This window comes from Bacteroides cellulosilyticus DSM 14838 (assembly GCF_000158035.1).
Taxonomy (GTDB): Bacteria; Bacteroidota; Bacteroidia; order Bacteroidales; family Bacteroidaceae; genus Bacteroides; species Bacteroides cellulosilyticus.
This window is the reverse complement of sequence record NZ_EQ973490.1, coordinates 2,063,333-2,086,438: the sequence shown is the minus strand read 5'-3', so window position 1 is coordinate 2,086,438 and position 23,106 is coordinate 2,063,333. Positions and strand designations below refer to the sequence as shown.

Annotated in this window: 21 protein-coding genes and 4 tRNA genes; 6 read left to right on the top strand and 19 right to left on the bottom strand. The window is 41.5% G+C overall.

Annotated features, from left to right (window positions below; genetic code table 11):
- The 16 genes from rpoC to rpsU all read right to left on the bottom strand — a co-directional run.
- Positions 1 to 2,639: DNA-directed RNA polymerase subunit beta' (gene rpoC / locus BACCELL_RS11965; RefSeq protein ID WP_007212061.1), on the bottom strand; the 2,639-nt coding region annotated here is incomplete at its 3' end.
- 94 nt (positions 2,640 to 2,733) lie between these two features.
- Positions 2,734 to 6,546 carry a DNA-directed RNA polymerase subunit beta gene (gene rpoB / locus BACCELL_RS11960; protein WP_007212060.1) on the bottom strand — a complete coding sequence of 1,271 codons (3,813 nt, stop codon included), beginning with the start codon at positions 6,544 to 6,546 and terminating at the stop codon, positions 2,734 to 2,736.
- A 104-nt stretch (positions 6,547 to 6,650) separates the two neighbouring features.
- Positions 6,651 to 7,028 carry a 50S ribosomal protein L7/L12 gene (gene rplL, locus BACCELL_RS11955; RefSeq protein ID WP_007212059.1) on the bottom strand — a complete coding sequence of 126 codons (378 nt, stop codon included), beginning with the start codon at positions 7,026 to 7,028 and terminating at the stop codon, positions 6,651 to 6,653.
- A gap of 90 nt (positions 7,029 to 7,118) precedes the next feature.
- Positions 7,119 to 7,640: a 50S ribosomal protein L10 gene (gene rplJ, locus BACCELL_RS11950; protein WP_007212058.1), complete on the bottom strand. Its 522-nt coding sequence runs from the start codon at positions 7,638 to 7,640 to the stop codon at positions 7,119 to 7,121.
- A 15-nt stretch (positions 7,641 to 7,655) separates the two neighbouring features.
- Positions 7,656 to 8,354: a 50S ribosomal protein L1 gene (gene rplA / locus BACCELL_RS11945; protein WP_007212057.1), complete on the bottom strand. Its 699-nt coding sequence runs from the start codon at positions 8,352 to 8,354 to the stop codon at positions 7,656 to 7,658.
- A 15-nt stretch (positions 8,355 to 8,369) separates the two neighbouring features.
- Positions 8,370 to 8,813, bottom strand: coding sequence for a 50S ribosomal protein L11 (gene rplK, locus BACCELL_RS11940; RefSeq protein WP_007212056.1), 444 nt, complete (start codon positions 8,811 to 8,813; stop codon positions 8,370 to 8,372).
- 57 nt (positions 8,814 to 8,870) lie between these two features.
- Entirely contained in the window at positions 8,871 to 9,413 is a 543-nt protein-coding gene (gene nusG, locus BACCELL_RS11935) for a transcription termination/antitermination protein NusG (protein ID WP_007212055.1), read from the bottom strand.
- A gap of 12 nt (positions 9,414 to 9,425) precedes the next feature.
- Entirely contained in the window at positions 9,426 to 9,617 is a 192-nt protein-coding gene (gene secE, locus BACCELL_RS11930; protein ID WP_007212054.1) for a preprotein translocase subunit SecE, read from the bottom strand.
- A 14-nt stretch (positions 9,618 to 9,631) separates the two neighbouring features.
- Positions 9,632 to 9,704, bottom strand: a tRNA-Trp gene (locus BACCELL_RS11925).
- Between the two features lie 54 nt (positions 9,705 to 9,758).
- Positions 9,759 to 10,943, bottom strand: coding sequence for an elongation factor Tu (gene tuf, locus BACCELL_RS11920; protein ID WP_007212053.1), 1,185 nt, complete (start codon positions 10,941 to 10,943; stop codon positions 9,759 to 9,761).
- 50 nt (positions 10,944 to 10,993) lie between these two features.
- Positions 10,994 to 11,065 (bottom strand) — tRNA-Thr (locus tag BACCELL_RS11915).
- Positions 11,066 to 11,082: 17 nt separating this feature from the next.
- A tRNA-Tyr gene (locus BACCELL_RS11910) sits at positions 11,083 to 11,165 on the bottom strand.
- A 42-nt stretch (positions 11,166 to 11,207) separates the two neighbouring features.
- Positions 11,208 to 11,281, bottom strand: a tRNA-Thr gene (locus BACCELL_RS11905).
- A 95-nt stretch (positions 11,282 to 11,376) separates the two neighbouring features.
- Complete coding sequence (hpf, locus tag BACCELL_RS11900; protein ID WP_007212052.1) at positions 11,377 to 11,676, bottom strand: ribosome hibernation-promoting factor, HPF/YfiA family; 300 nt, start codon at positions 11,674 to 11,676, stop codon at positions 11,377 to 11,379.
- A gap of 16 nt (positions 11,677 to 11,692) precedes the next feature.
- Positions 11,693 to 12,577 carry a tyrosine recombinase XerC gene (gene xerC / locus BACCELL_RS11895; protein WP_007212051.1) on the bottom strand — a complete coding sequence of 295 codons (885 nt, stop codon included), beginning with the start codon at positions 12,575 to 12,577 and terminating at the stop codon, positions 11,693 to 11,695.
- Between the two features lie 72 nt (positions 12,578 to 12,649).
- On the bottom strand, positions 12,650 to 12,841 hold the full coding sequence (gene rpsU / locus BACCELL_RS11890; RefSeq protein WP_007212050.1) for a 30S ribosomal protein S21: 192 nt from the start codon (positions 12,839 to 12,841) through the stop codon (positions 12,650 to 12,652).
- Between the two features lie 605 nt (positions 12,842 to 13,446).
- Here rpsU and BACCELL_RS11885 point away from each other — a divergent pair.
- Both BACCELL_RS11885 and BACCELL_RS11880 read left to right on the top strand, forming a co-directional pair.
- Positions 13,447 to 15,228 carry an aminopeptidase P family protein gene (locus BACCELL_RS11885; RefSeq protein WP_007212047.1) on the top strand — a complete coding sequence of 594 codons (1,782 nt, stop codon included), beginning with the start codon at positions 13,447 to 13,449 and terminating at the stop codon, positions 15,226 to 15,228.
- A gap of 24 nt (positions 15,229 to 15,252) precedes the next feature.
- Positions 15,253 to 15,768 (top strand): gamma carbonic anhydrase family protein, encoded by a 516-nt coding sequence (locus BACCELL_RS11880; protein ID WP_007212046.1) that lies wholly within the window; start codon positions 15,253 to 15,255, stop codon positions 15,766 to 15,768.
- A 76-nt stretch (positions 15,769 to 15,844) separates the two neighbouring features.
- Here BACCELL_RS11880 and BACCELL_RS11875 read toward each other — a convergent pair whose 3' ends face one another.
- Together BACCELL_RS11875 and gltX are read right to left on the bottom strand one after the other, a co-directional pair.
- A complete protein-coding gene (locus BACCELL_RS11875; RefSeq protein WP_007212045.1) occupies positions 15,845 to 17,065 on the bottom strand; it encodes a 3-deoxy-D-manno-octulosonic acid transferase in 1,221 nt (406 codons plus the stop codon).
- Positions 17,066 to 17,075: 10 nt separating this feature from the next.
- On the bottom strand, positions 17,076 to 18,593 hold the full coding sequence (gltX, locus tag BACCELL_RS11870) for a glutamate--tRNA ligase (RefSeq protein WP_007219560.1): 1,518 nt from the start codon (positions 18,591 to 18,593) through the stop codon (positions 17,076 to 17,078).
- 97 nt (positions 18,594 to 18,690) lie between these two features.
- Between gltX and BACCELL_RS11865 the strand changes: the two genes are divergently transcribed.
- Together BACCELL_RS11865 and BACCELL_RS11860 are read left to right on the top strand one after the other, a co-directional pair.
- On the top strand, positions 18,691 to 20,751 hold the full coding sequence (locus tag BACCELL_RS11865; protein WP_007219559.1) for an HD family phosphohydrolase: 2,061 nt from the start codon (positions 18,691 to 18,693) through the stop codon (positions 20,749 to 20,751).
- A 5-nt stretch (positions 20,752 to 20,756) separates the two neighbouring features.
- A complete protein-coding gene (locus BACCELL_RS11860; RefSeq protein WP_007212042.1) occupies positions 20,757 to 21,524 on the top strand; it encodes a hypothetical protein in 768 nt (255 codons plus the stop codon).
- Between the two features lie 9 nt (positions 21,525 to 21,533).
- Here the strand turns inward: BACCELL_RS11860 and BACCELL_RS11855 are convergent, their stop codons facing one another.
- A complete protein-coding gene (locus BACCELL_RS11855) occupies positions 21,534 to 22,004 on the bottom strand; it encodes a low molecular weight protein-tyrosine-phosphatase (RefSeq protein WP_007219558.1) in 471 nt (156 codons plus the stop codon).
- 135 nt (positions 22,005 to 22,139) lie between these two features.
- Here BACCELL_RS11855 and BACCELL_RS11850 point away from each other — a divergent pair, with 135 nt between their 5' ends.
- Both BACCELL_RS11850 and BACCELL_RS11845 read left to right on the top strand, forming a co-directional pair.
- Positions 22,140 to 22,538 (top strand): hypothetical protein, encoded by a 399-nt coding sequence (locus BACCELL_RS11850; protein ID WP_007212040.1) that lies wholly within the window; start codon positions 22,140 to 22,142, stop codon positions 22,536 to 22,538.
- On the top strand, positions 22,531 to 23,100 hold the full coding sequence (locus tag BACCELL_RS11845; protein WP_007212039.1) for an RNA polymerase sigma factor: 570 nt from the start codon (positions 22,531 to 22,533) through the stop codon (positions 23,098 to 23,100). Before BACCELL_RS11850 ends, BACCELL_RS11845 begins: the two co-directional genes overlap by 8 nt.
- Positions 23,101 to 23,106: the final 6 nt, after the last annotated feature.

The window sequence follows — 23,106 nt, the reverse complement described above, 5'->3', positions numbered from 1 at the left end:
CTTTCTATCGGAGAATCCTGTATCTTCTTAGCTACTTCTTCTGTTATTTCTTCACCACCGGCAACCAACAATTCACCTGTTGTAGGATGAACAATATCATGTACAGATACACGACCAAGGATGCGTTCATACAGCGTAGCAATGATTTCATCATTATTTTTCAAGTCTGTACAAACCAACCCACGGAGTGTGCCGCAGTCTTCTTCATTAATAATCACATCATGAGATACGTCAACCAGACGACGAGTTAAATATCCGGCATCAGCCGTCTTCAACGCTGTATCCGCCAAACCTTTACGGGCACCATGGGTAGAGATAAAGTACTCCAACACCGAAAGCCCCTCTTTAAAGTTTGAAAGAATCGGGTTTTCAATAATCTGTCCACCTTCTGCACCTGCCTTCTGCGGTTTTGCCATCAAACCACGCATACCAGACAACTGACGGATCTGCTCTTTAGAACCACGGGCACCAGAATCCAGCATCATATATACAGCATTGAATCCTTGGTCATCACTCGAAATGGTCTTCATCAATATATTAGACAACTCAGAGTTAACATGTGTCCAAATATCAATTACCTGATTATAACGTTCATTGTTAGTAATGAAACCCATGTTATAGTTGTTGATAACTTGCTCAACTTCATCATAACCTTTCTGTACCAATGCCTCTTTTTGTTCCGGGATGATAATATCACCCAAGTTAAATGACAAACCACCCTTAAAGGCCATTTGATAACCTAAATTCTTGATGCCATCAAGGAAATCAGCTGCTTTAGCCACACCACATACCTTAATTACATCACTAATAATATCACGAAGTGATTTTTTAGAAATAATGGTATTGATATAACCAGCTTCAGGGGGAACAATTTCGTTAACAATTACACGACCTACTGAAGTGTCATGCATCATTACATCAACAACATTCCCATTCTCGTCTACATCCTTCACAACAACGCTGATCGGAGCATGAATATCAACTTTACCCTCATTGTAAGCAATCAAAGCTTCTTCCGGACCATAGAATATCAAGCCTTCGCCTTTTGCCCCCTTACGTAATTTAGTAATGTAGTACAAACCAAGAACCATATCCTGAGAAGGCACAGTAATAGGAGCACCATTTGCCGGATTCAAAATATTATGAGATTGAAGCATCAACATCTGAGCCTCCAAAACAGCTTCATTACTCAACGGCAAGTGAACAGCCATCTGGTCACCATCAAAGTCAGCATTGAAAGCCGTACATGCCAACGGGTGCAACTGAATAGCTTTTCCTTCAATCATCTTAGGCTGGAATGCCTGAATACCCAAACGGTGCAATGTCGGTGCACGATTCAACAGTACTGGATGACCTTTCATTACATGTTCCAGAATATCCCAGATAACAGCTTCTTTGCGATCTACAATCTTCTTGGCACTCTTCACGGTCTTTACAATACCACGTTCAATCAACTTACGTATAATGAACGGTTTGTACAGTTCAGCTGCCATCAATTTAGGAATACCACATTCCCCCATTTTCAGTTCCGGACCTACAACGATAACCGAACGCGCAGAGTAGTCAACACGTTTACCCAACAAGTTCTGACGGAAACGTCCCTGCTTACCTTTCAAACTATCGGAAAGAGATTTCAAAGGACGGTTAGCATCCGTTTTTACTGCACTAGACTTACGTGAATTGTCGAACAACGAGTCAACCGCTTCCTGTAACATACGCTTTTCATTACGCAAAATTACTTCAGGAGCCTTTATCTCAATCAGTCTTTTCAGACGATTGTTACGAATAATTACGCGGCGATAAAGATCATTCAAGTCAGAAGTGGCAAAACGACCACCATCCAATGGAACCAACGGACGAAGTTCGGGAGGGATGACCGGTACGATACGTACAATCATCCATTCCGGCTTATTACGTCCGCGAGATGCACGGAATGATTCAACAACTTGGAGACGCTTTAAAGCCTCATTCTTACGCTGTTGAGAAGCATCGTTGCCAGCACGGTGACGCAAATCATAAGACAATGCATCCAAATCTAGACGAGCCAGCAAGTCATAAATGGCTTCGGCACCCATCCTAGCTATGAACTTATTAGGATCTGAATCTTCTAGGAATTGATTGTCTTTCGGCAACTTCTCCATCAAATCCAAATATTCTTCTTCCGAGAGCAAGTCATATTCAGCAATCTCACCAGCCATCACACCAGCCTGGATTACCACATAACGCTCATAATAAATAATAGAATCAAGTTTCTTTGTAGGCAGTCCCAGCAAATAACCAATTTTATTAGGAAGTGAACGGAAATACCAAATATGAGCTACCGGCACAACCAGCTGAATGTGTCCCATACGCTCACGACGTACTTTTTTCTCTGTCACTTCCACACCACAACGGTCGCAGACAATACCTTTATAACGGATACGTTTATATTTACCGCAATGGCATTCATAATCCTTGATAGGACCAAAAATACGTTCACAGAACAAACCGTCACGTTCAGGCTTATACGTACGATAGTTGATAGTTTCAGGCTTTAAAACTTCACCACTCGAATTCTCAAGGATTTCTTCCGGAGAAGCCAACCCAATAGAGATCTTCGAGAAATTACTCTTTATCTTGTTATCTTTTCTAAAAGCCATACTTTATTATATATAATTGAAAATTGACAATTGAATATTGAGAATTAATAGCTGGGAGCAAATAGGTCATCACTCCCAACTATTAATTTTAGATTTATTCCAGGTTGATGCTAAGGCCCAAACCTCTCAACTCATGCAACAATACATTGAGCGATTCAGGAATACCGGGTTGCGGCATCGGTTCACCCTTCACAATTGCTTCATAAGCTTTAGAACGACCTACAACGTCATCGGATTTGATAGTCAAAATTTCCTGCAGGATGTGCGCAGCACCAAATGCTTCAAGCGCCCAAACCTCCATTTCTCCAAAACGCTGGCCACCGAATTGTGCCTTACCACCCAACGGTTGTTGAGTAATCAAAGAGTACGGACCAATAGAACGTGCATGCATCTTATCTTCAACCATGTGCCCCAGCTTCAACATATAGGTAACACCAACCGTAGCATGTTGGTCAAACGGTTCACCCGTCCCCCCATCATACAACTTTGTTTTACCATAACGTGGCAAACCAGCCTTATCAGTCCACTCATTCAAGTCATCCAATGTAGCACCGTCAAAAATAGGAGTTGCAAACTTAACACCCAGATTCTTACCAGCACGACCTAATACAGCTTCGAATATCTGACCGATGTTCATACGAGAAGGCACACCCAACGGATTCAATACAATATCTACCGGAGTACCATCAGCGAGGAATGGCATATCTTCCTGACGAACAACGCGGGAAACAATACCCTTGTTACCGTGACGACCTGCCATCTTATCACCTACACCAATCTTACGTTTCTTAGCAATATAAACTTTCGCCATCTGAATAATACCGGCAGGAAGTTCATCACCAATAGTGATAGCAAACTTCTTACGTTTCAGTTCGGCATCCAGTTCTTTATATTTCTTGATGAAGTTCATCACCAAATCACGAATCATGCCGTTGATACGATCATCATTCGTCCAATTGCTCAATTGAATTGAAGTAAAATCCAAATCACCGAAATCAGAAGGAGAGAATTTGGCACCTTTTGAAATAATATCAGCACCCATATAGTCTTTCACACCCTCTGATACATGGTTTTCAGTCAACTTCAACAGTTTTCTAATTAAGACACCTCTTAAATCAGCAACCTTCGCATCAAACTCATCATCAATCTTCGGCAACAAAGCCTTATCAGCCAATTTGGAACTACGACTCTTGATTACACGTGAGAACAAACGCTTATCGATAACAACGCCTTTCAAAGAAGGAGAAGCTTTCAAAGAAGCATCTTTCACATCACCTGCCTTATCGCCGAAAATTGCACGAAGCAATTTTTCCTCCGGTGACGGATCAGACTCACCTTTCGGTGTAATCTTACCAATCAAGATATCACCTGGCTGGATGCGAGCGCCCACACGTACAATACCATTTTCGTCCAAATCTTTAGTAGCTTCTTCACTCACATTCGGAATATCGGAAGTTAATTCTTCCATACCGCGTTTCGTTTCACGAACCTCCAGCGAATATTCTTCTACATGAATTGAAGTCAATATATCTTCACGAACCACACGTTCGTTCAATACGATAGCATCCTCATAGTTGTAACCTTTCCACGGCATGTAAGCAACCAACAAGTTTTTACCCAAAGCCAACTCACCTTTTTCCGTAGAATATCCTTCTGTCAAAATCTGGCCTTTCGTTACACGCTGACCAATTTCACAAATAGGACGAAGGTCAATCGTCATATTTTGATTCGTACGACGCCACTTCGGAATACGATATTCCTTCAATGCCGGTTCGAAGCTTACAAATTCTTCGTCCTCTGTACGATCATACAAAATACGAATAACAGTAGCGTCCACAAATTCGATTACACCATCACCTTCAGCGGTAATCTGCGTACGAGAGTCGCGAACCAACTGACGTTCGATGCCTGTACCTACAATAGGAGCTTCACTCTTCAACAAAGGAACTGCCTGGCGCATCATGTTTGACCCCATCAACGCACGGTTAGCATCATCATGTTCCAAGAAAGGAATCAGAGATGCAGCGATTGAAGCAATCTGCTGGGGAGAAACGTCCATCAACTCTACTTCATCCGGAGTTACCACCGGATAGTCAGCATCCTGACGAGCTTTTACTTTATCGCGGATGAAAGTACCATCATCATTCAACGGTGCATTACCTTGAGCAATAATCTTAGCTTCCTCTTCTTCCGCAGTCAAATATGCCAACCCTTCATCAGAAAGGTCAACCTTACCGTTTTCAACCTTACGATATGGAGTTTCAATGAAACCAAGTACATTGATCTTAGCGAACACGCACAAAGAAGAAATCAAACCAATGTTCGGACCTTCCGGCGTTTCAATTGGACAAAGACGACCATAGTGAGTGTAGTGAACGTCACGTACCTCAAATCCGGCACGCTCACGAGACAAACCACCAGGACCGAGAGCAGACATACGACGTTTGTGCGTAATTTCAGCCAACGGATTCGTCTGGTCCATAAACTGCGACAAAGCATTCGTTCCAAAGAATGAATTGATTACGGAAGAAATAGTCTTGGCGTTGATCAAATCAATCGGAGTAAACACTTCATTATCGCGTACGTTCATACGTTCACGAATCGTACGCGACATACGAGCCAAACCAACAGCAAACTGATTAGACAATTGCTCTCCTACAGTACGTACACGACGGTTACTCAAATGGTCAATATCATCCACATCGGCCTTCGAGTTAATCAACTCGATCAAGTACTTAATGATTTCAATAATATCTTCCTTCGTAAGAACACGCACATCCATATCAGTCGTCAGATTCAACTTCTTGTTAATTCTGTAGCGACCTACATTACCCAAGTCATATCTCTTTTCAGAGAAGAACAGGTTATTGATAACCTCACGTGCACTGGCATCATCGGCAGGGTCTGCATTACGCAACTGGCGATAGATATACAATACAGCTTCCTTCTCCGAGTTACTCGGGTCTTTCTGGAGCGTGTTATATATAATAGAATAGTCAGACTGATTCGGCTCTTCCTTGTGTACAAGAATGTTCTGAACACCCGACTCTAAGATAATATCAACATGTTCCGGTTCGATCACAGTTTCACGATCGATCACAACTTCGTTACGTTCAATAGAAACTACTTCACCGGTATCTTCGTCTACAAAATCCTCAATCCATGTTTTCAAAACACGAGCCGCCAATTTACGTCCCAACACTCTCTTAAGATTAGTCTTATTGACTTTAATATCTTCGGCCAGATTGAAAATTTCAAGAATATCCTTATCATTCTCAAAACCGATAGCTCTCAACAAAGTAGTAACGGGCAACTTCTTTTTACGGTCGATGTACGCATACATGACGTTGTTAATATCAGTAGCAAACTCAATCCAAGAACCTTTGAACGGGATGATACGGGCAGAATAAAGTTTGGTACCATTAGCATGTACGCTCTGACCGAAGAATACGCCTGGAGAACGGTGAAGCTGGGATACAACAACACGTTCCGCACCGTTGATGACGAAAGTCGCCTTATCCGTCATATAAGGAATAGGACCAAGGAATACGTCCTGAATAACTGTATCAAAATCCTCATGATCGGGATCTGTACAGTATAATTTCAATTTTGCTTTCAAAGGCACACTATAAGTAAGCCCTCGCTCTATACAATCATCAATAGTATAACGCGGCGGATCAATATAGTAGTCCAAAAACTCAAGAACAAAATTGTTTCTTGTATCGGCAATGGGGAAGTTTTCAGCAAATACTTTATACAGTCCCTCGTTCTTACGCTTTTCGGGTGGGGTATCCAGTTGTAAAAAGTCTTTGAATGACTTCAATTGTACTTCCAAAAAATCCGGATATTCAAGTGGATTTTTAGTCGAAGCAAAATTAATTCTTTGGTTTACAGTATTTGAAGACATCTGTTAATGGATTTGTAGAACTTAATTTTAAATATATACACAAAAAGGTTAAGAACCCTCTTCAGAAGGGTTCTTAACCGAATTACCTGATTTACAGGCTAATGTTATTTAAGTTCAACTTCAGCTCCAGCTTCTTCCAATGTTTTCTTCAATGATTCTGCTTCGTCTTTAGCCAAACCTTCTTTTACTACGCTAGGAGCACCGTCTACCAAGTCCTTAGCTTCTTTCAAGCCAAGACCACAAGCTTCCTTCACGGCTTTAACAACCTGAAGTTTAGCTGATCCAGCGCTCTTCAATACTACATCAAAAGAAGTTTTTTCTTCAGCGGCAGCAGCACCACCAGCTGCAGGACCAGCAGCAACAGCTACAGCTGCAGCAGCAGGTTCAATACCATATTCTTCTTTAAGGATAGTTGCAAGTTCATTAACTTCTTTTACTGTCAAGTTAACTAATTGTTCTGCAAAAGCTTTCAAATCTGCCATTTTTGTATGATTTTAATTGTTTAATTACTAATTTGTTTATGAAAATTTATTCGGGACGTTACTCCCAAGGTCATGACACCTTTCCCATTTTTACGCTTCGGTACGTTCACCAAGAGTTTTGAGAACTCCGTGAAGAGTGTTTCCACCTGATTGGAGAGCAGAAATAACATTCTTGGCCGGTGATTGCAACAAAGCAACAATATCGGCAATAACTTCATTCTTACTCTTAATACTAACGAGAGCATCCAACTGGTCAGCACCAACATAGAAGCTTTCTTCTGCATATGCAGCTTTCAGTCCGGGAATACCGTCTTTAGCTTTTGCTTTAATCAACTTAGCTGGTAAGTTGGCAGTATTACAGAACATAATAGCTGTAGTACCCTTCAAGCAATTATAAAGCGGAGAATAATCTTCTTCCAGACTCTCCAATGCTTTGTGAAGCAATGTATTCTTAATCAGCATCAATTTGATGTCTGATTTGAAACATTCTCTTCTCAACGCGCTTGTAGCGGCAGCGTTCATTGCAGTGATGTCTATCAAATAGAAGTGATTATATTCCTTTACTGTAGCAGCAATCTGCTCAATAATCGTACTTTTATCTTCCTTTCTCATTATTACTCCGTTTTATTAGATTTCTTCTACTGATTTCGGGTCAATCTTGATACCTGCACTCATTGTGCTAGAAAGATAAATACTCTTAATATATGTACCCTTGGCTGCAGTCGGTTTCAATTTATTCAAAGTAGAGATGAATTCTTTCGCATTATCACGAATTTGATCAACGCTAAATGAAACTTTACCAACTGAAGTATGAACAATACCACTCTTGTCAACCTTGAAGTCGATCTTACCTTGTTTTACTTCTCTTACAGCTTTAGCAACATCCATAGTTACAGTACCACTCTTCGGGTTAGGCATCAATCCGCGAGGACCGAGCACACGACCGAGTGCACCAATTTTACCCATGATAGAAGGCATAGTGATGATTACATCCACATCTGTCCATCCACCTTTGATCTTTTCAATATATTCGTCAAGACCAACGTAGTCAGCTCCGGCTTCTTTTGCAGCAGCTTCAGCATCCGGTGTACAAAGCACCAAAACGCGCACAATTTTACCAGTACCATGAGGAAGTGATACAACACCTCTCACCATCTGGTTCGCCTTACGCGGATCAACGCCCAAACGCACGTCGATATCCAGTGAAGCATCAAACTTGGTATAAGTGATTTCCTTTACCAAAGATGCAGCTTCTTTCAGTGAGTATGCTTTCCCTGCTTCAATTTTTTCTGCAGCCAACTTTTGTTTTTTTGTCAGTTTACCCATTCTAATTGAAGTTTATTAGTTATTAACCGGGAACTCCCCTTTTACAGCGATACCCATACTTCTAGCTGTACCGGCAACCATTGTCATGGCAGCTTCTACAGTGAAACAGTTTAAGTCAACCATCTTGTCCTGAGCAATCGCACGAACTTGTTCCCAAGTAAGCTCGGCAACTTTCTTGCGGTTAGGCTCAGCAGAACCACTCTTTACCTTAGCCACTTCAAGTAATTGAATCGCAACGGGAGGAGTCTTGATTACAAAATCGAAAGACTTATCTGCGTAGTAAGTGATAATCACAGGAAGGATCTTTCCTGCTTTGTCCTGGGTTCTGGCGTTGAATTGCTTGCAAAACTCCATGATGTTAATACCCTTAGAACCCAAAGCGGGGCCTACGGGAGGTGATGGGTTTGCCGCGCCTCCTTTAATCTGTAATTTGATTAGTCCAGCAACTTCTTTAGCCATTTTCTTATTGATTTATATATAAACATTAATAAAGAATACTACAGCGTAACACCTGCATTATTCTTTTTCAACTTGCATAAAGCCTAATTCAAGCGGAGTTTTCCGTCCGAATATCTTTACCATAACCTTAAGTTTCTTCTTCTCGGTGTTCACCTCTTCAATGATACCACTAAATCCGCTGAACGGGCCGTAATTTACTTTCACAGTTTCACCGACTACATACGGGATATTCAGTTCTTCACCGGCATCCTGCAATTCGTCCACCGTACCAAGTATACGATTCACTTCCGATTGTCTCAGAGGGACAGGTTTATCCGATCCGCCCAAGAATCCAATCACATTAGGAGTATTTCTCAAGTGATGAGCAACCTCACCTACCAGAGCAGCCTCCACCAAAACGTAACCAGGGAGATAACTTCTCTCTTTCACAATTTTCTTTCCATTGCGAACCTGATAAACCTTTTCGGTAGGAATCAATACCTGAGATACGTAATCACCAAGGTCGCTGTTTTTAATATCAGCTTCAAGGTATTCCCTTACCTTAGCTTCTTTTCCGCTAATAGCACGCAGGACGTACCATTTTTTCTCAATCTCAGACATTTTCCCTCGTTTTTAATGTGGATAAATAATTTTCTCCATTACGTTCTGGAAACAGAAGTCCATCGCGAATACTACCAATGCAATAAGCAGGGAAGCATATAAAACAACTACTGCACTGTTAGTAAGTTCAGAATACGTAGGCCACGATACTTTATGTACAAGTTCGTCGTAAGTTTCTTTAAAATAAGCTACAATCTTCTTCATTTCAAAAATATTAGCACGGGAGGAGAGGCTCGAACTCCCGACACCCGGTTTTGGAGACCGGTGCTCTACCAACTGAGCTACTCCCGTGTGAATATAATCAGTTCCCGATATAAACCGGGAACTGATTAATATATTTGGTAATTAGTCAAGGATTTCAGTAATCTGACCAGAACCTACCGTACGACCACCTTCACGGATAGCAAAACGCAAACCTACGTTCAAAGCTACCGGATAGATCAATTCTACGTTAATTTCTACGTTATCACCAGGCATTACCATTTCAGTTCCTTCCGGAAGAGTGATTTCACCTGTACAGTCCATAGTACGCAGATAGAATTGAGGACGGTATTTGTTATGGAACGGAGTATGACGACCACCTTCTTCTTTCTTCAAAACATAGATAGAAGCTTTGAATTTAGAGTGAGGTTTAATCTGACCCGGTTTACAAAGAACCATACCACGTTTGATAGATTCTTTATCAATACCACGAAGCAACAAACCTACGTTATCACCAGCTTCACCCTGATCCAGCAATTTGCGGAACATTTCAACACCAGTTACAACAGATTTCTTATCTTCACCCAGACCGAGGATTTCAACTTCATCACCTACGTGGATGATACCAGCTTCGATACGACCAGTAGCAACAGTACCACGACCAGTAATAGAGAATACGTCTTCAACCGGCATCAAGAATGGTTTATCAATGTCACGCGGAGGCAACGGAATCCAATTATCAACTGCATCCATCAATTCCATAACTTTGTCTTCCCATTTTTCCACACCATTCAATGCACCAAGAGCAGAACCACGAATGATAGGAGTATTGTCACCGTCAAATTCGTATGCAGCGAGTAATTCGCGCATTTCCATCTCAACAAGTTCCAACATTTCTTCATCGTCAACCATATCACACTTGTTCATGAATACAACAAGCTTCGGTACATTTACCTGACGAGCCAACAAGATATGTTCACGAGTTTGAGGCATCGGACCATCAGTAGCAGCAACTACGATGATAGCACCATCCATCTGAGCAGCACCAGTTACCATGTTCTTTACGTAGTCGGCGTGACCCGGACAGTCTACGTGAGCATAGTGACGATTAGCGGTTTCATACTCTACGTGAGAAGTATTAATAGTGATACCTCTTTCTTTTTCTTCAGGAGCATTATCAATCTGATCGAAAGACTTAACTTCTGAAAGACCTTTCTTTGCCAACACTGTAGTGATAGCAGCAGTCAACGTGGTTTTACCGTGGTCAACGTGACCGATTGTACCGATGTTTACGTGCGGTTTTTTACGTTCGAATTTCTCTTTAGCCATAGCTTTACTTGTTATTTATTTGATTAATAATCAGCATTTACATCCTTACGAGCTGTTACCGGGATTTGAACCCGGGACCTCTTCCTTACCAAGGAAGTGCTCTACCACTGAGCTATAACAGCAAGGAGAAAAAGAGGTGTGGGCAAAGATGGATTCGAACCACCGAAGGCGTAAGCCAGCAGATTTACAGTCTGCCCCATTTGGCCACTCTGGTATTTGCCCTTACATTTAAACAAAGAACTCTTTTTTCCTTATGTTTTTTTGAGCCTCTTGTCGGATTCGAACCAACGACCCCGAGATTACAAATCACGTGCTCTGGCCAGCTGAGCTAAAGAGGCAATTACTCAAAAAATGCAACCGTTACGTTCTATCGTGAGCGAAACGGCTGCAAATTTAGGCATTTATTTCTTTTCCGCAAAATTTTAGCGAAATTTTATTTGCTCCGTTGTTTTTCCTTGTGTTTAACCAGCTGTTTTTCCAAGGCCTCAACACTCAAATCAATCGCCTCTTCAAACGTATCGCAGATTTTGCTTGCATAAAATTCCCCATTGGGAATAATAACCTTTATACCTGCTTCTTTATTTTCTGCGGTCTCTGGCTTCACAACCTTTAATGACACCTCTACTTTCTTTATATCATCGTAATACTTTTCCAATTTTACTGCTTTCTTCTGAACAAAAGCCTGCAATTGCTCTGACGCATCAAAGTGAATTGACTGAATTCTTACTTCCATACTTACCTCCTTACTTTTAGGCCCGAGGATGAGCCTGGTTATACACTTTTTTAAGTTCTTCAAAAGTAGTATGCGTATAAACCTCCGTTGTCGCCAAACTCTCGTGACCGAGAAGTTCTTTTATCGCCCCGAGCTCTGCATCATGATTCAGCATCGTCGTAGCAAAAGTATGCCTGAGCACATGAGGACTACGTTTTTTCAACGTCACTACCTTCGAAAGGTTTCGTTTCACTAGATTTTCTACAATACTGCGGGAAAGTCGTTCTCCACTCTCACGAACAAAAAAAGCGTCCGTGCGAGCCTGAACAATCTCATTCCTTACATTGACATACTCTATCATTGCATTCTTCAACTCTTCGCCAAAAGGTATCAAACGTTGTTTATTTCTTTTCCCCGTTACTTTAATAAGTAAAGAAGAGAAATCTACATTTTTATCATCTAATCCTATCAATTCTGAAAGTCTCATACCTGTAGCATAAAACATTTCAATAATCATATGATCACGACACCCTTTAAATCCTTCACCGAAATCCACTTCGTCCAGCAATTTATCCATCTCACTTTCCCTTAGAAAAGTAGGTAGCGGCTTCTTATTTTTAGGCCCCGTTATCTTTTGCAATGGATTCACGCACACTTCACCTTTCCTTAAAAGGAATTTATAAAATGACCTGAGCGAACTTAACTTCCGATTAATTGAAGTAGAAGTATATCCCTTGTCCATTAAAGAAACAATCCATTCACGAACAAGTTCAGCCTTTACTCCCGATAGAGCAGAATCTCCAATTTCTTCTCTTGCAAATTTCTCAAATTGACATAAATCCTCCCGATAAGACTTTATAGTCTCTTCAGAATAATTCCGTTCGTACTGGAGATAGTCAAGAAAAGAGTTTGTCAACCACATATATCGCTACATCAAAAATCATGCAACGAATGTATGAAAAGAATTCAATAATTCAAAGGAAATTACGAATTATTAATCTTCTACTTGCTGAAGTTGTTGTACGTAAACTGCACGTTCTTTCTTAAGTCTTTTAACTACAGACGGTTTATCAAACTGCTGTCTGCTTCTTAATTCCTTAACGATACCAGTTTTCTCAAATTTTCTTTTAAACTTCTTCAGCGCTTTTTCAATGTTTTCGCCTTCTTTTACAGGTACTACAATCATTTTCTTTTTATTAAAATGTTAATGGTTTAAAAATCTCACGATTAAATTGAGCGGCAAAATTACACATAGTTTCTTTATTCACAAAACTTTCTGCCGAAAATTCTGCAAAAAGAAACAAGATTTAGACCTACAGAAAAATAAATCCGGATCAATAAAAAAGGAAACAGGTAAAGAATTAGCTGCAAAATGCCAAATTAAATCACCGCACCGTCACTTTTATCTCTTTCTCTTGTGAAAACTAAGCGCAACCATAGCAAATACTTATTCTTTCCACCGCGGGGTACTTTTCTTTCCACCGTGGTGGAAAGAAAAGTACCCCGCGGTGGAAAGAAACTTTCTCCGTGATGGAAAGAATAAATCTCTACTAATGAAGAAGCTAAAACTTATAAGAAAAAACTATAGAAACGCTGAAATCATTCGTTACCGTACAGTTACGAGCTACAAGTAGCTGCGCTATATCCGAAAGGCGCTTGTAGCTTGTAGCTGATTCACAACCCGCCAAAAACAAATTCTCGATACAGATAAAGTGTGACCATCCTTCGAAAAAATTCAGAGAAAGTGAGTATCTTTGAAGAGTGAATGTTACACCTTATTATATATAGTATATGAGCCAAACTATCAATGATCGGCTACAAGGCCTACGGGCATTGTTCAGCCAGGAAGGCATACAAGCCTTTATTATCCCAAGTACCGACCCTCATCTGAGCGAATATGTTGCTCCCCACTGGAAATCCCGGGAATGGATTTCCGGCTTTACTGGTTCGGCAGGAACCGTTGTTATTACTACAAGCCAAGCAGGACTATGGACTGACTCTCGCTATTTTCTCCAGGCTGCCCAGCAATTAAAAGGCACGGAAATAAAACTTTATAAGGAGATGCTTCCCGAAACACCCAGCATTTCAGCTTTTTTAAGTACACAACTAACTCCTGGCGATGCTGTCGGCATAGATGGAAAGATGTTTTCTGCAGAAGAAGTAGAAAGGATGCAAGCCGAGTTGCAAAAATGTCAGATAAAAGTAAAAAGCATCTCAGATCCCTTAGATAAATTATGGACGGATCGTCCGCCAATGCCGGAAGCTCCTGCTTTTATTTATGAAACCCAATATGCAGGAAAAAGCAGCATAGAAAAGATTGCCATTATTCGAAAAGAACTAAAAAAGTGCAATGCGAAGGCATTGTTCTTATCCGCTTTAGATGAAATCGCATGGACTCTCAATCTGCGTGGAAACGATGTACATTGCAATCCCGTGCTTGTCAGCTATCTACTTATCGAAGAGAACGAAACTCACTATTTCATTCAACCTCAAAAGATAACCGCTGAGGTTGCTACTTATATGAAAGAAACAGGAGTAAACCTGCACACCTACGAGGAAGCAGAAGCATACCTCAACCGGATCAGTGTTGAGAGTCTGCTTCTTAATCCGGCTAAAACAAATTATGCTATGTATTCAGCAGTCAATCCTGATTGCAGGATTATTCATGGCGCTTCTCCGGTCACCTTATTGAAAGCCATCCGCAACGAACAGGAAATAGCTGGAATACATGCTGCCATGCAACGGGATGGAGTAGCTTTGGTTAAGTTTCTGAAATGGTTAGAAGCATCTGTTCCAACGGGTAAGGAAACAGAAATCAGCATAGATAAAAAACTGCATGAATTTCGTGCGGAACAGGATTTATATATGGGAGAAAGTTTCGATACGATTGCCGGATACAAGGAACATGGAGCCATCGTGCACTATGAAGCCACTCCCGAAACAGATGTCCAGCTAAAACCGGAAGGTTTTTTGCTATTGGATTCAGGGGCACAATATCTGGATGGAACAACAGATATCACACGTACCATTGCTTTAGGAAAACTGACAGAAGAAGAAAAGACAGATTATACATTGATACTGAAGGGGCACATTGCACTGGCAATGGCTGTATTCCCTGCCGGTACACGGGGTGCGCAACTAGATGTGCTGGCACGTATGCCGATATGGCAAAGAAGAATGAACTTCCTGCATGGCACAGGGCATGGTGTAGGCCACTTTCTGAATGTACACGAAGGCCCTCAGAGTATTCGTATGAATGAAAATCCGGTAACATTGCAATTGGGTATGCTGACTTCCAATGAACCGGGAGTATATAAAGCCGGAAGTCATGGGATTCGTACGGAGAATCTGGTTTTAGTAGTACCAGCCGGAGAAGGAATGTTTGGCAACTATCTACAATTTGAGACAGTAACCCTTTGCCCTATTTGTAAAAAGGGAATTATCAAAGAATTGCTCACATCAGAAGAAATCAATTGGCTTAACCAATATCATCAGACTGTATATGAGAAATTATCGCCCAGCTTGAACAAAGAAGAACAGGCATGGTTGAAAGAAGCAACGAATCAATTATAATCAAAATATTAACCACTATATAAAATGGCATTAATTAAATCAGTAAGAGGGTTTACTCCCGAGTTTGGCGAAAATTGTTTTTTAGCTGATAACGCAGCCATCATCGGAGACGTAAAAATGGGGCACGATTGCAGCATTTGGTTCAGCACAGTATTGCGCGGAGATGTAAATTCTATCCGTATCGGGAATGGAGTCAATATACAAGACGGAAGTGTGCTGCACACATTATATGAAAAGTCTACAATTGAAATAGGTGACCACGTTTCTGTAGGACATAATGTTACTATTCACGGAGCCACCATCAAAGACTATGCATTAGTGGGAATGGGTTCTACAATCCTTGACCATGCAGTGATAGGCGAAGGAGCTATCGTTGCCGCCGGTTCATTGGTCTTAAGCAATACAGTTATTGAACCGGGAAGCATCTGGGGCGGCGTACCTGCCAAGTTCATAAAAAAAGTAGATCCGGCTCAGGCTAAAGAACTGAATCAGAAGATAGCACACAATTATCTGATGTATTCTAACTGGTATAAAGAATAAGGCCAGATGAACTTCCATATACAACAGCGGGCGAATAGAAATCTATCCGCCCGCTGTTCTCATTATTTCGTATTCCTTAGAAATTAATCATACTTAATATCTTATCCGTAGCCCCAGCATTACTAGTGACGTAGTATCCGGCATTCGTTCCGGTTTCGCGCAAGAAAACCTCATCAGCCAACATACGGTCCAACAATTCTTTCAGTTCTTCATAATTCTTGATAGAAAATGCACCCTGGGCTTCTAAAAGTTGAATTGCTTCCATAAACTTCTGGTACTTAGGTCCGAATATTACAGGAATTCCATAAACAGCTGCTTCCAACGTATTATGAATGCCAACCCCGAAGCCACCTCCGATATATGCAATTTCACCATAACGGTAAATAGAAGAAAGCAGACCGAAACAATCTATAATCAAACAATCCGCTTTCAACACATTCTTTTCATCCGCACGCGTATAACGAACATACGGGCGTTTCAACTTCCGGATAATCTCTACCAGATGATTCTCATCTATCACATGTGGAGCAATGATCAATTTCACTTCCGGATGATTATTGAAATATTCAATAAACAGATCCTCATCCGGTTGCCAGGAACTACCAGCTACGAAGGTCATGGTGTTATTCTTAAAGAGTTTCACCAAAGGCAAATCTTTCGCCTCCTCACGTATCTGCAACACCCGGTCGAAACGCGTATCGCCGACCACTGTCACACGGTTGATGCCAATCTTACTCAAATAACGTTTGGAACGTTCATTCTGTACGAATAAGTGGTCGAAATTACGAAGAACATGGCGATACGTACCACCATACCACTTAAAGAACACCTGGCCACGACGAAATATAGATGACACACTGTACACCGGAATACGACGCTTATGTAATTCATCGAGATAATTCTTCCAGAACTCATATTTAATGAAGAATGCCATGCAAGGATTGGCTATATCCAGGAATTTCTTCACATTCCGAGGCTTGTCGAACGGTAGGTAGCACACTACATCCGCCCCGCGATAATTTTTGCGTACCTCGTATCCCGAAGGAGAAAAGAATGTCAGTAATATACCATAATCGGGATATTTGGCACGAATTTTTTCAATCAGGGGACGCCCCTGTTCAAATTCGCCTAAGGAAGCGGCATGAAACCAAATATAACGTACATCTTTTTCCAATTGTTGCCTGAGAAGTTCATACACTACCCAATGCCCCTTCATCATTTTACGGGGCTTGCGGCTGAATGGAGCCGCAAGATGCACCAAAAGGTCATAGATACCTATCGCAAGGTCGTAAAGCATACTTATTGAATTAAGAAAGTACTTCAATTGCACGCTTCATACGCGCCAGTGTCTCTTCTTTGCCCAGCACCCAAGAGATGTCGAACATATGCGGGCCTTTCCCCTCACCTACCAATGTCAGGCGGAAAGCATTCATAATGTTTCCGGTATGATATCCTTTTTCGGCAATCCAATCCATTACAATCTTTTCCTGATTCTCAATGCCAAAATCTTCAATTCCTGCCAGTACTTCCATCAATTCTGTCATACACTGGGCCGAATCTTCTTTCCAGCGTTTCTTCACGGTTTTCTCATCATATTCCGTTGGAGCAACAAAGAAGAAACTGGATGCTTCCCAAAGTTCCCGTACGAAACTTACACGATTCTTCATCATGCCTACCACCGTTACTACTTTCTCGAACGGAACTTCTACTCCATGTTCTTTCAGAACCGGAACAAAAAGTTCCGCTATTTCTTCATCAGGCTTCAACAATATATACTCATGATTGAACCAGATGCCTTTTTTATAATCAAATTTAGCGCCAGACTTGCTACAATGACTCAAATCGAACAATTTGATCAACTCATCCATTGACATCAGCTCCTGATCATTACCCGGATTCCAACCCAGCAAAGCAAGGAAATTAATTACAGCCTCAGGCAAATATCCCGATTCGCGATATCCAGAAGATATTTCACCGGTTTTGGGATCATGCCATTCCAACGGGAATACAGGAAAACCAAGGCGGTCACCGTCACGTTTACTTAATTTGCCGTTACCTTCCGGTTTCAACAGCAGAGGCAGATGAGCAAAAGCCGGCATTGTATCTTCCCACCCAAAAGCACGATACAACAATACATGCAGAGGTGCAGAAGGTAACCACTCCTCGCCACGAATCACATGGGAAACTTCCATCAAGTGGTCATCTACAATATTGGCAAGATGATAAGTTGGCAGTTCGTCAGCTGATTTATAAAGTACTTTATCATCCAAAATGGAAGAATTGATTATTACCTCACCACGAATCAAGTCGTTTACATGTACATCTTCATTGGGTTCTATCTTGAAACGAACTACGTACTGCTTACCTTCAGCAATCAATGCATCCACTTCTTCTTTCGAAAGTGTCAATGAATTACGCATTTGCATACGAGTAGAAGCATCATATTGGAAATTGGCTATCTCGGCACGTTTCGCATCCAGTTCTTCAGGAGTATCAAAAGCGATATAAGCCTTATCATTCTCCAATAATACCTTCACATACTTCTTGTATATTTCGCGGCGTTCGGACTGACGGTACGGACCATATTTCCCACCAAAGCTGACACCCTCATCAAACGGAATGCCCAACCACTTGAAAGACTCAAGGATATATTCTTCTGCACCAGGTACAAAACGGTTACTATCAGTATCTTCAATGCGGAAAATCATGTCTCCCCCATGCTGGCGCGCAAAGAGATAATTATATAATGCTGTACGCACACCACCAATGTGCAAAGCCCCCGTAGGACTCGGGGCAAAACGGACTCTGACTCTTCTTTCTGTCATATTTTGCATTACTTATGAGATAATTAGACGGCAAAATTAAACCTTTTTTTCCACACTAATGTTTTTTTTTGTACTTTTCGCAAAAAATTCAACCGATATGAATAAATCCAAGACTAAAAAAAGCTTTTCTTACAGAGATTTGCTATACAAAGCACTCATTTTTATCGGCACGGTAGCCATCATAGTATACTTCTTACCGCGTGACGGCAAGTTTAATTATCAGTTCGATATTGACAAACCATGGAAGTATGGGCAACTTATGGCCACATTCAATTTCCCCATATATAAAGATGATGCTGTAGTAAAACATGAACAAGACAGCATTCTTGCCAGTTTCCAACCCTACTATCAGTTGGATAAAAATGTAGAAAAAACCGTGCTTAGCAAATTAAAAACGGATTATCAAAGTCACTTACGCGACATTGTTCCGTCTTCTGACTATATGCGCTATCTGGAGAAAAGGTTATCCGAAATTTATAAAGCAGGTATACTTTCTACCGAAGAACGCAGCAAATTACAAAAAGACAGCACCGCTGTCATCATGGTGATTGATGATAAGCTGGCCAACCAGCGGGGGACCGAACAGCTTTTTTCCGTTAAAGACGCTTATGCCTACCTGCTCACTGCGGACACGGCACATTATTCTCCGTATATCCTGCGCCAGTGTTCACTCAACGAATATTTGTACCCTAATCTGACTTACGATGAGCAACGCACCGAAACAGCCAAGAAGGAAGCATTGGATAATTATGCCTGGGCCAATGGTGTTGTACAAAGTGGCCAGAAGATCATTGATCGGGGGGAAATCGTAGATAAGGAAACTTATAATATCCTTGAAAGTCTGAGAAAGGAGTCTATCCAACGTAGTGAATCCATCGGACAAAAACGTTTGATATTGACCGGACAAATCTTATTTGTCAGCATTTTCATGCTGTGTTTTATGCTGTACCTCGATTTATTCCGCAAGGATTATTACGAACGCAAGGGGAGTTTATCCCTACTATTTACACTGATTATGTTCTATTGTGTAGTGACAGCACTCATGGTGTCGAATAACATATACAATGTTTATATCATTCCGTATGCCATGCTGCCTATCATTATCCGCGTATTCCTCGATTCACGCACAGCATTCCTTACGCAGGTGGTCACTATACTGATCTGCTCCATTTGCCTACGCTACCCACACGAATTTATATTGCTGCAACTGGCTGCCGGTCTGGTCGCTATTTTCAGTTTGCGCGAATTGTCACAACGTTCGCAACTCTTCCGTACGGCATTATTAGTGATACTGACCTATGCTGCTCTTTACTTCGCTTTCGAACTGATCACCGAAAACGATTTATCGAAATTAAACGGAAGTATGTATAGTTACTTTATAGTCAATGGTATACTTCTATTGTTCACCTATCCGCTTCTGTTCTTGTTGGAGAAAACATTTGGATTTACTTCCAACGTTACTCTGGTAGAACTTTCCAATATCAACAGCCCGTTGCTGCGCCGTTTGTCAGAGACTGTTCCGGGCACTTTTCAACATTCCATGCAAGTGGCTAATCTTGCCGCAGAAGCTGCCAACCGTATTGGAGCTAAGAGCCAGTTGGTGCGTACCGGAGCTTTGTACCACGACATCGGAAAAATGGAAAATCCGGTATTCTTTACTGAAAACCAATCAGGAGGTGTCAATCCGCATAAAAATCTTAGCTACGAGCAAAGTGCACAGGTGATAATCAGTCACGTGACGGACGGACTGAAACTGGCGGAAAAAAACAATTTGCCTAAAGTGATAAAAGACTTCATCAGTACCCATCACGGTAAGGGAAAGACTAAATACTTCTATATCTCTTGGAAGAACGAGCATCCCGATGAAGAGCCGAACGAGGAATTATTCACTTACCCCGGTCCAAACCCGTTCACCCGCGAAACGGCCATTCTGATGATGGCGGATGCAGTAGAAGCTGCATCCCGTAGTCTGCCCGAATATACGGAAGAGAGCATCAACAATCTGGTGGAAAAGATTATAGACTCTCAGGTAGAAGAAGGTTTCTTCAAAGAATGTCCTATTACATTCAAAGACATTGCTATCGTGAAATCGGTGTTCAAAGAAAAACTGAAAACAATTTATCATACCCGCATCAGCTATCCCGAACTTAAAAAATAAAAGATATGAAAACAATCGCACAAGACCAGAAACGTACCGAAAGCCTGCTACAACGCAGAGGTATCCGGCTACACGACATCCAAAGTTTCAGTTTCATGAAACGTTTTCATGAAGTTCCGCGCAAGAGCAACCTGAAGGTCAAAGATAAATATGGCGCGGGCATATTAACATTGCGCCTAAAACAGGGTATTCAAAGAGCTTTTTATGTCCATCCGTTTCAAAAGCCGTCATCTGTTATCCGCTATCTGATTTCACAAGATATACCTTTTGAGAACCATATCACCCGAAAACGGACAGTAGCAGAGATTCCGACCACGACCTATCAGCGCCCATCACTCTATATGTTCTACTTCTTTGTGCTTTTCATCACGTTTATGATATTGGGATATCAGGCTGTAGTATTCGGAAGTTGGTGGGCATATATTCTCGGAATCATTTCATTCGGCCTGAGTATCTACTTTATACACATGTTGATGACACGTTTCTGTTATCTGAAAGTAGATAACGAAAGCCTTAGGATATACAGCGTAGGACGTGAAATCAAGTATCCTTACGAAGATATACTCAAAGTCAATTTTGACTTTGCACGCGAACAGGCTTTTACGCATGTTATGGAGATATTGGATAAAGACTATCACTATCGCCTCTATTATATAGGAAGGGTATCGCGCCGAACCTTGAATGATATTGCCGAAGTACTACAAAGTGCAGGAGTGGATGCAACATGCAGCCTGAATGAAGACAAGAGATTCTATCAAGACACCACGCACTGACGAACCCGATTATTTCAGATGTTCCAACAGCCCGGCACAAGCATCCTCCAGCAAGTCGAGCACATATTCAAATCCTTCCGCCCCACCATAATACGGATCGGGAACGTGGTCGGCATGCGTAAAACGAGTACAGAATTCCGTCATACGGTGTATCTTCTTCCATTCTTCAGGGGAGGGCGCACGGTCTTTCAAATCTTCAATATTCCGGTCATCCATCCCTATTATCAAATCAAAGTTATAAAAGTCTTCCGTCTGTACGGGACGCGAACGATGTGTGAGTTCGTAACCTCGACGAATAGCGTGAGCACGCATCCGGCTGTCAGGCAACTCTCCTCGATGATAAGAGAGAATACCAGCAGAGTCTATCACAAACTGATCTTCCAGTCCGGCTTCTGAAACCAAATGATTCATCACACCTTCCGCAGAGGAAGAACGGCAAATATTACCCAGGCAAACAAAAAGTATTCTATGAGGCTTCATAAGCACATTTTTTAATTTAGGAACGCAAATATAGAAGTTTTTTTGCATTCTCTTAAAATATTTCTTCTTCTCAGTTGTCAGCATATACAGAGAACGTTTTCAAAGTAATATGTAAATCAATAAAATTAGAACATCATGAAAAAAAGATTTTTTATTATATCTTTGTTTTGGGTATTAGCCATTGCGGCTTTTGGAGCAATAGTCATGCTATTATGGAATTTCGTAGTGCCCGGAGTCTTAGGGCTGGCAACCATCAATTTCTGGCAAGCTTTGGCATTATTCGTACTTGCACGCATTTTCTTCGGAGGTTTCCCTGGTAGAGGAGCTTTCCCCGCCCGAAGAGGAATGCCCGGTGGTAAAGAGGGTAACCCGTTCCGCGCTAAATGGGAGAAGATGTCTCCGGAAGAACGCAAGGATTTCATTAATAAAAGAAAGAAGTTCGGATTCGGTGGCCCTTTCGGAAGAGACGGATTCTTCAACGAGAGAAACTTTGATAGAAACAACGGTAGCGAAACTCCCAAAGAGAATGAATAATCTGACCGGTAAAGGCAACAGTTTGGAAGAACTGATTGTGGAACATCAACCCCGCCTGAAAGCATTTATCCGCAAGCGGGTTTCCAGTAAGGAAGATGCCGAAGATATTCTGCAAGATGTGCTGTATCAATTGGTGAAAACCATTGAAAGCACTTTCAATCCTATCGAACAGGTAACAGCATGGCTATATCGCGTAGCACGAAATACGATTATCAATAAAGGCAAAAAGATGCAGGAAGAAGAACTACCCGATTCAAGCTATGATAAAGAAGACAATGTACTGAGCGAGTTTTCGGAAGTGCTGTTCAGCGATGCTCCGCCTACTCCGGAAGTAGAATACATGCGGTCACTCGTGTGGCAAGAACTTGAAACAGCTCTTGCCGAACTACCGCCCGAACAACGGGAAGCATTTGAGTTACTGGAAATGGAAGGATTGTCAGCTAAAGAAGTTGCCAGTGCTACCGGGATATCAGTCAACACTTTATTATCACGAAAACATTATGCCGTCATCCACCTTCGCGAACGGTTGAAAGGACTGTATAGCGACCTTCTAAATTACTAACCTCAT

Excerpts from the sequence above, each read along its gene's own strand:
- rpoB (WP_007212060.1), bottom strand. The coding sequence starts at position 6,546 with ATGTCTTCAAATACTGTAAACCAAAGAATTAATTTTGCTTCGACTAAA.
- rplL (WP_007212059.1), bottom strand. The coding sequence starts at position 7,028 with ATGGCAGATTTGAAAGCTTTTGCAGAACAATTAGTTAACTTGACAGTA.
- rplJ (WP_007212058.1), bottom strand. The coding sequence starts at position 7,640 with ATGAGAAAGGAAGATAAAAGTACGATTATTGAGCAGATTGCTGCTACA.
- rplA (WP_007212057.1), bottom strand. The coding sequence starts at position 8,354 with ATGGGTAAACTGACAAAAAAACAAAAGTTGGCTGCAGAAAAAATTGAA.
- rplK (WP_007212056.1), bottom strand. The coding sequence starts at position 8,813 with ATGGCTAAAGAAGTTGCTGGACTAATCAAATTACAGATTAAAGGAGGC.
- nusG (WP_007212055.1), bottom strand. The coding sequence starts at position 9,413 with ATGTCTGAGATTGAGAAAAAATGGTACGTCCTGCGTGCTATTAGCGGA.
- secE (WP_007212054.1), bottom strand. The coding sequence starts at position 9,617 with ATGAAGAAGATTGTAGCTTATTTTAAAGAAACTTACGACGAACTTGTA.
- tuf (WP_007212053.1), bottom strand. The coding sequence starts at position 10,943 with ATGGCTAAAGAGAAATTCGAACGTAAAAAACCGCACGTAAACATCGGT.
- hpf (WP_007212052.1), bottom strand. The coding sequence starts at position 11,676 with ATGGAAGTAAGAATTCAGTCAATTCACTTTGATGCGTCAGAGCAATTG.
- xerC (WP_007212051.1), bottom strand. The coding sequence starts at position 12,577 with ATGTGGTTGACAAACTCTTTTCTTGACTATCTCCAGTACGAACGGAAT.
- rpsU (WP_007212050.1), bottom strand. The coding sequence starts at position 12,841 with ATGATTGTAGTACCTGTAAAAGAAGGCGAAAACATTGAAAAAGCGCTG.
- BACCELL_RS11885 (WP_007212047.1), top strand. The coding sequence starts at position 13,447 with ATGAGCCAAACTATCAATGATCGGCTACAAGGCCTACGGGCATTGTTC.
- BACCELL_RS11880 (WP_007212046.1), top strand. The coding sequence starts at position 15,253 with ATGGCATTAATTAAATCAGTAAGAGGGTTTACTCCCGAGTTTGGCGAA.
- BACCELL_RS11875 (WP_007212045.1), bottom strand. The coding sequence starts at position 17,065 with ATGCTTTACGACCTTGCGATAGGTATCTATGACCTTTTGGTGCATCTT.
- gltX (WP_007219560.1), bottom strand. The coding sequence starts at position 18,593 with ATGACAGAAAGAAGAGTCAGAGTCCGTTTTGCCCCGAGTCCTACGGGG.
- BACCELL_RS11865 (WP_007219559.1), top strand. The coding sequence starts at position 18,691 with ATGAATAAATCCAAGACTAAAAAAAGCTTTTCTTACAGAGATTTGCTA.
- BACCELL_RS11860 (WP_007212042.1), top strand. The coding sequence starts at position 20,757 with ATGAAAACAATCGCACAAGACCAGAAACGTACCGAAAGCCTGCTACAA.
- BACCELL_RS11855 (WP_007219558.1), bottom strand. The coding sequence starts at position 22,004 with ATGAAGCCTCATAGAATACTTTTTGTTTGCCTGGGTAATATTTGCCGT.
- BACCELL_RS11850 (WP_007212040.1), top strand. The coding sequence starts at position 22,140 with ATGAAAAAAAGATTTTTTATTATATCTTTGTTTTGGGTATTAGCCATT.
- BACCELL_RS11845 (WP_007212039.1), top strand. The coding sequence starts at position 22,531 with ATGAATAATCTGACCGGTAAAGGCAACAGTTTGGAAGAACTGATTGTG.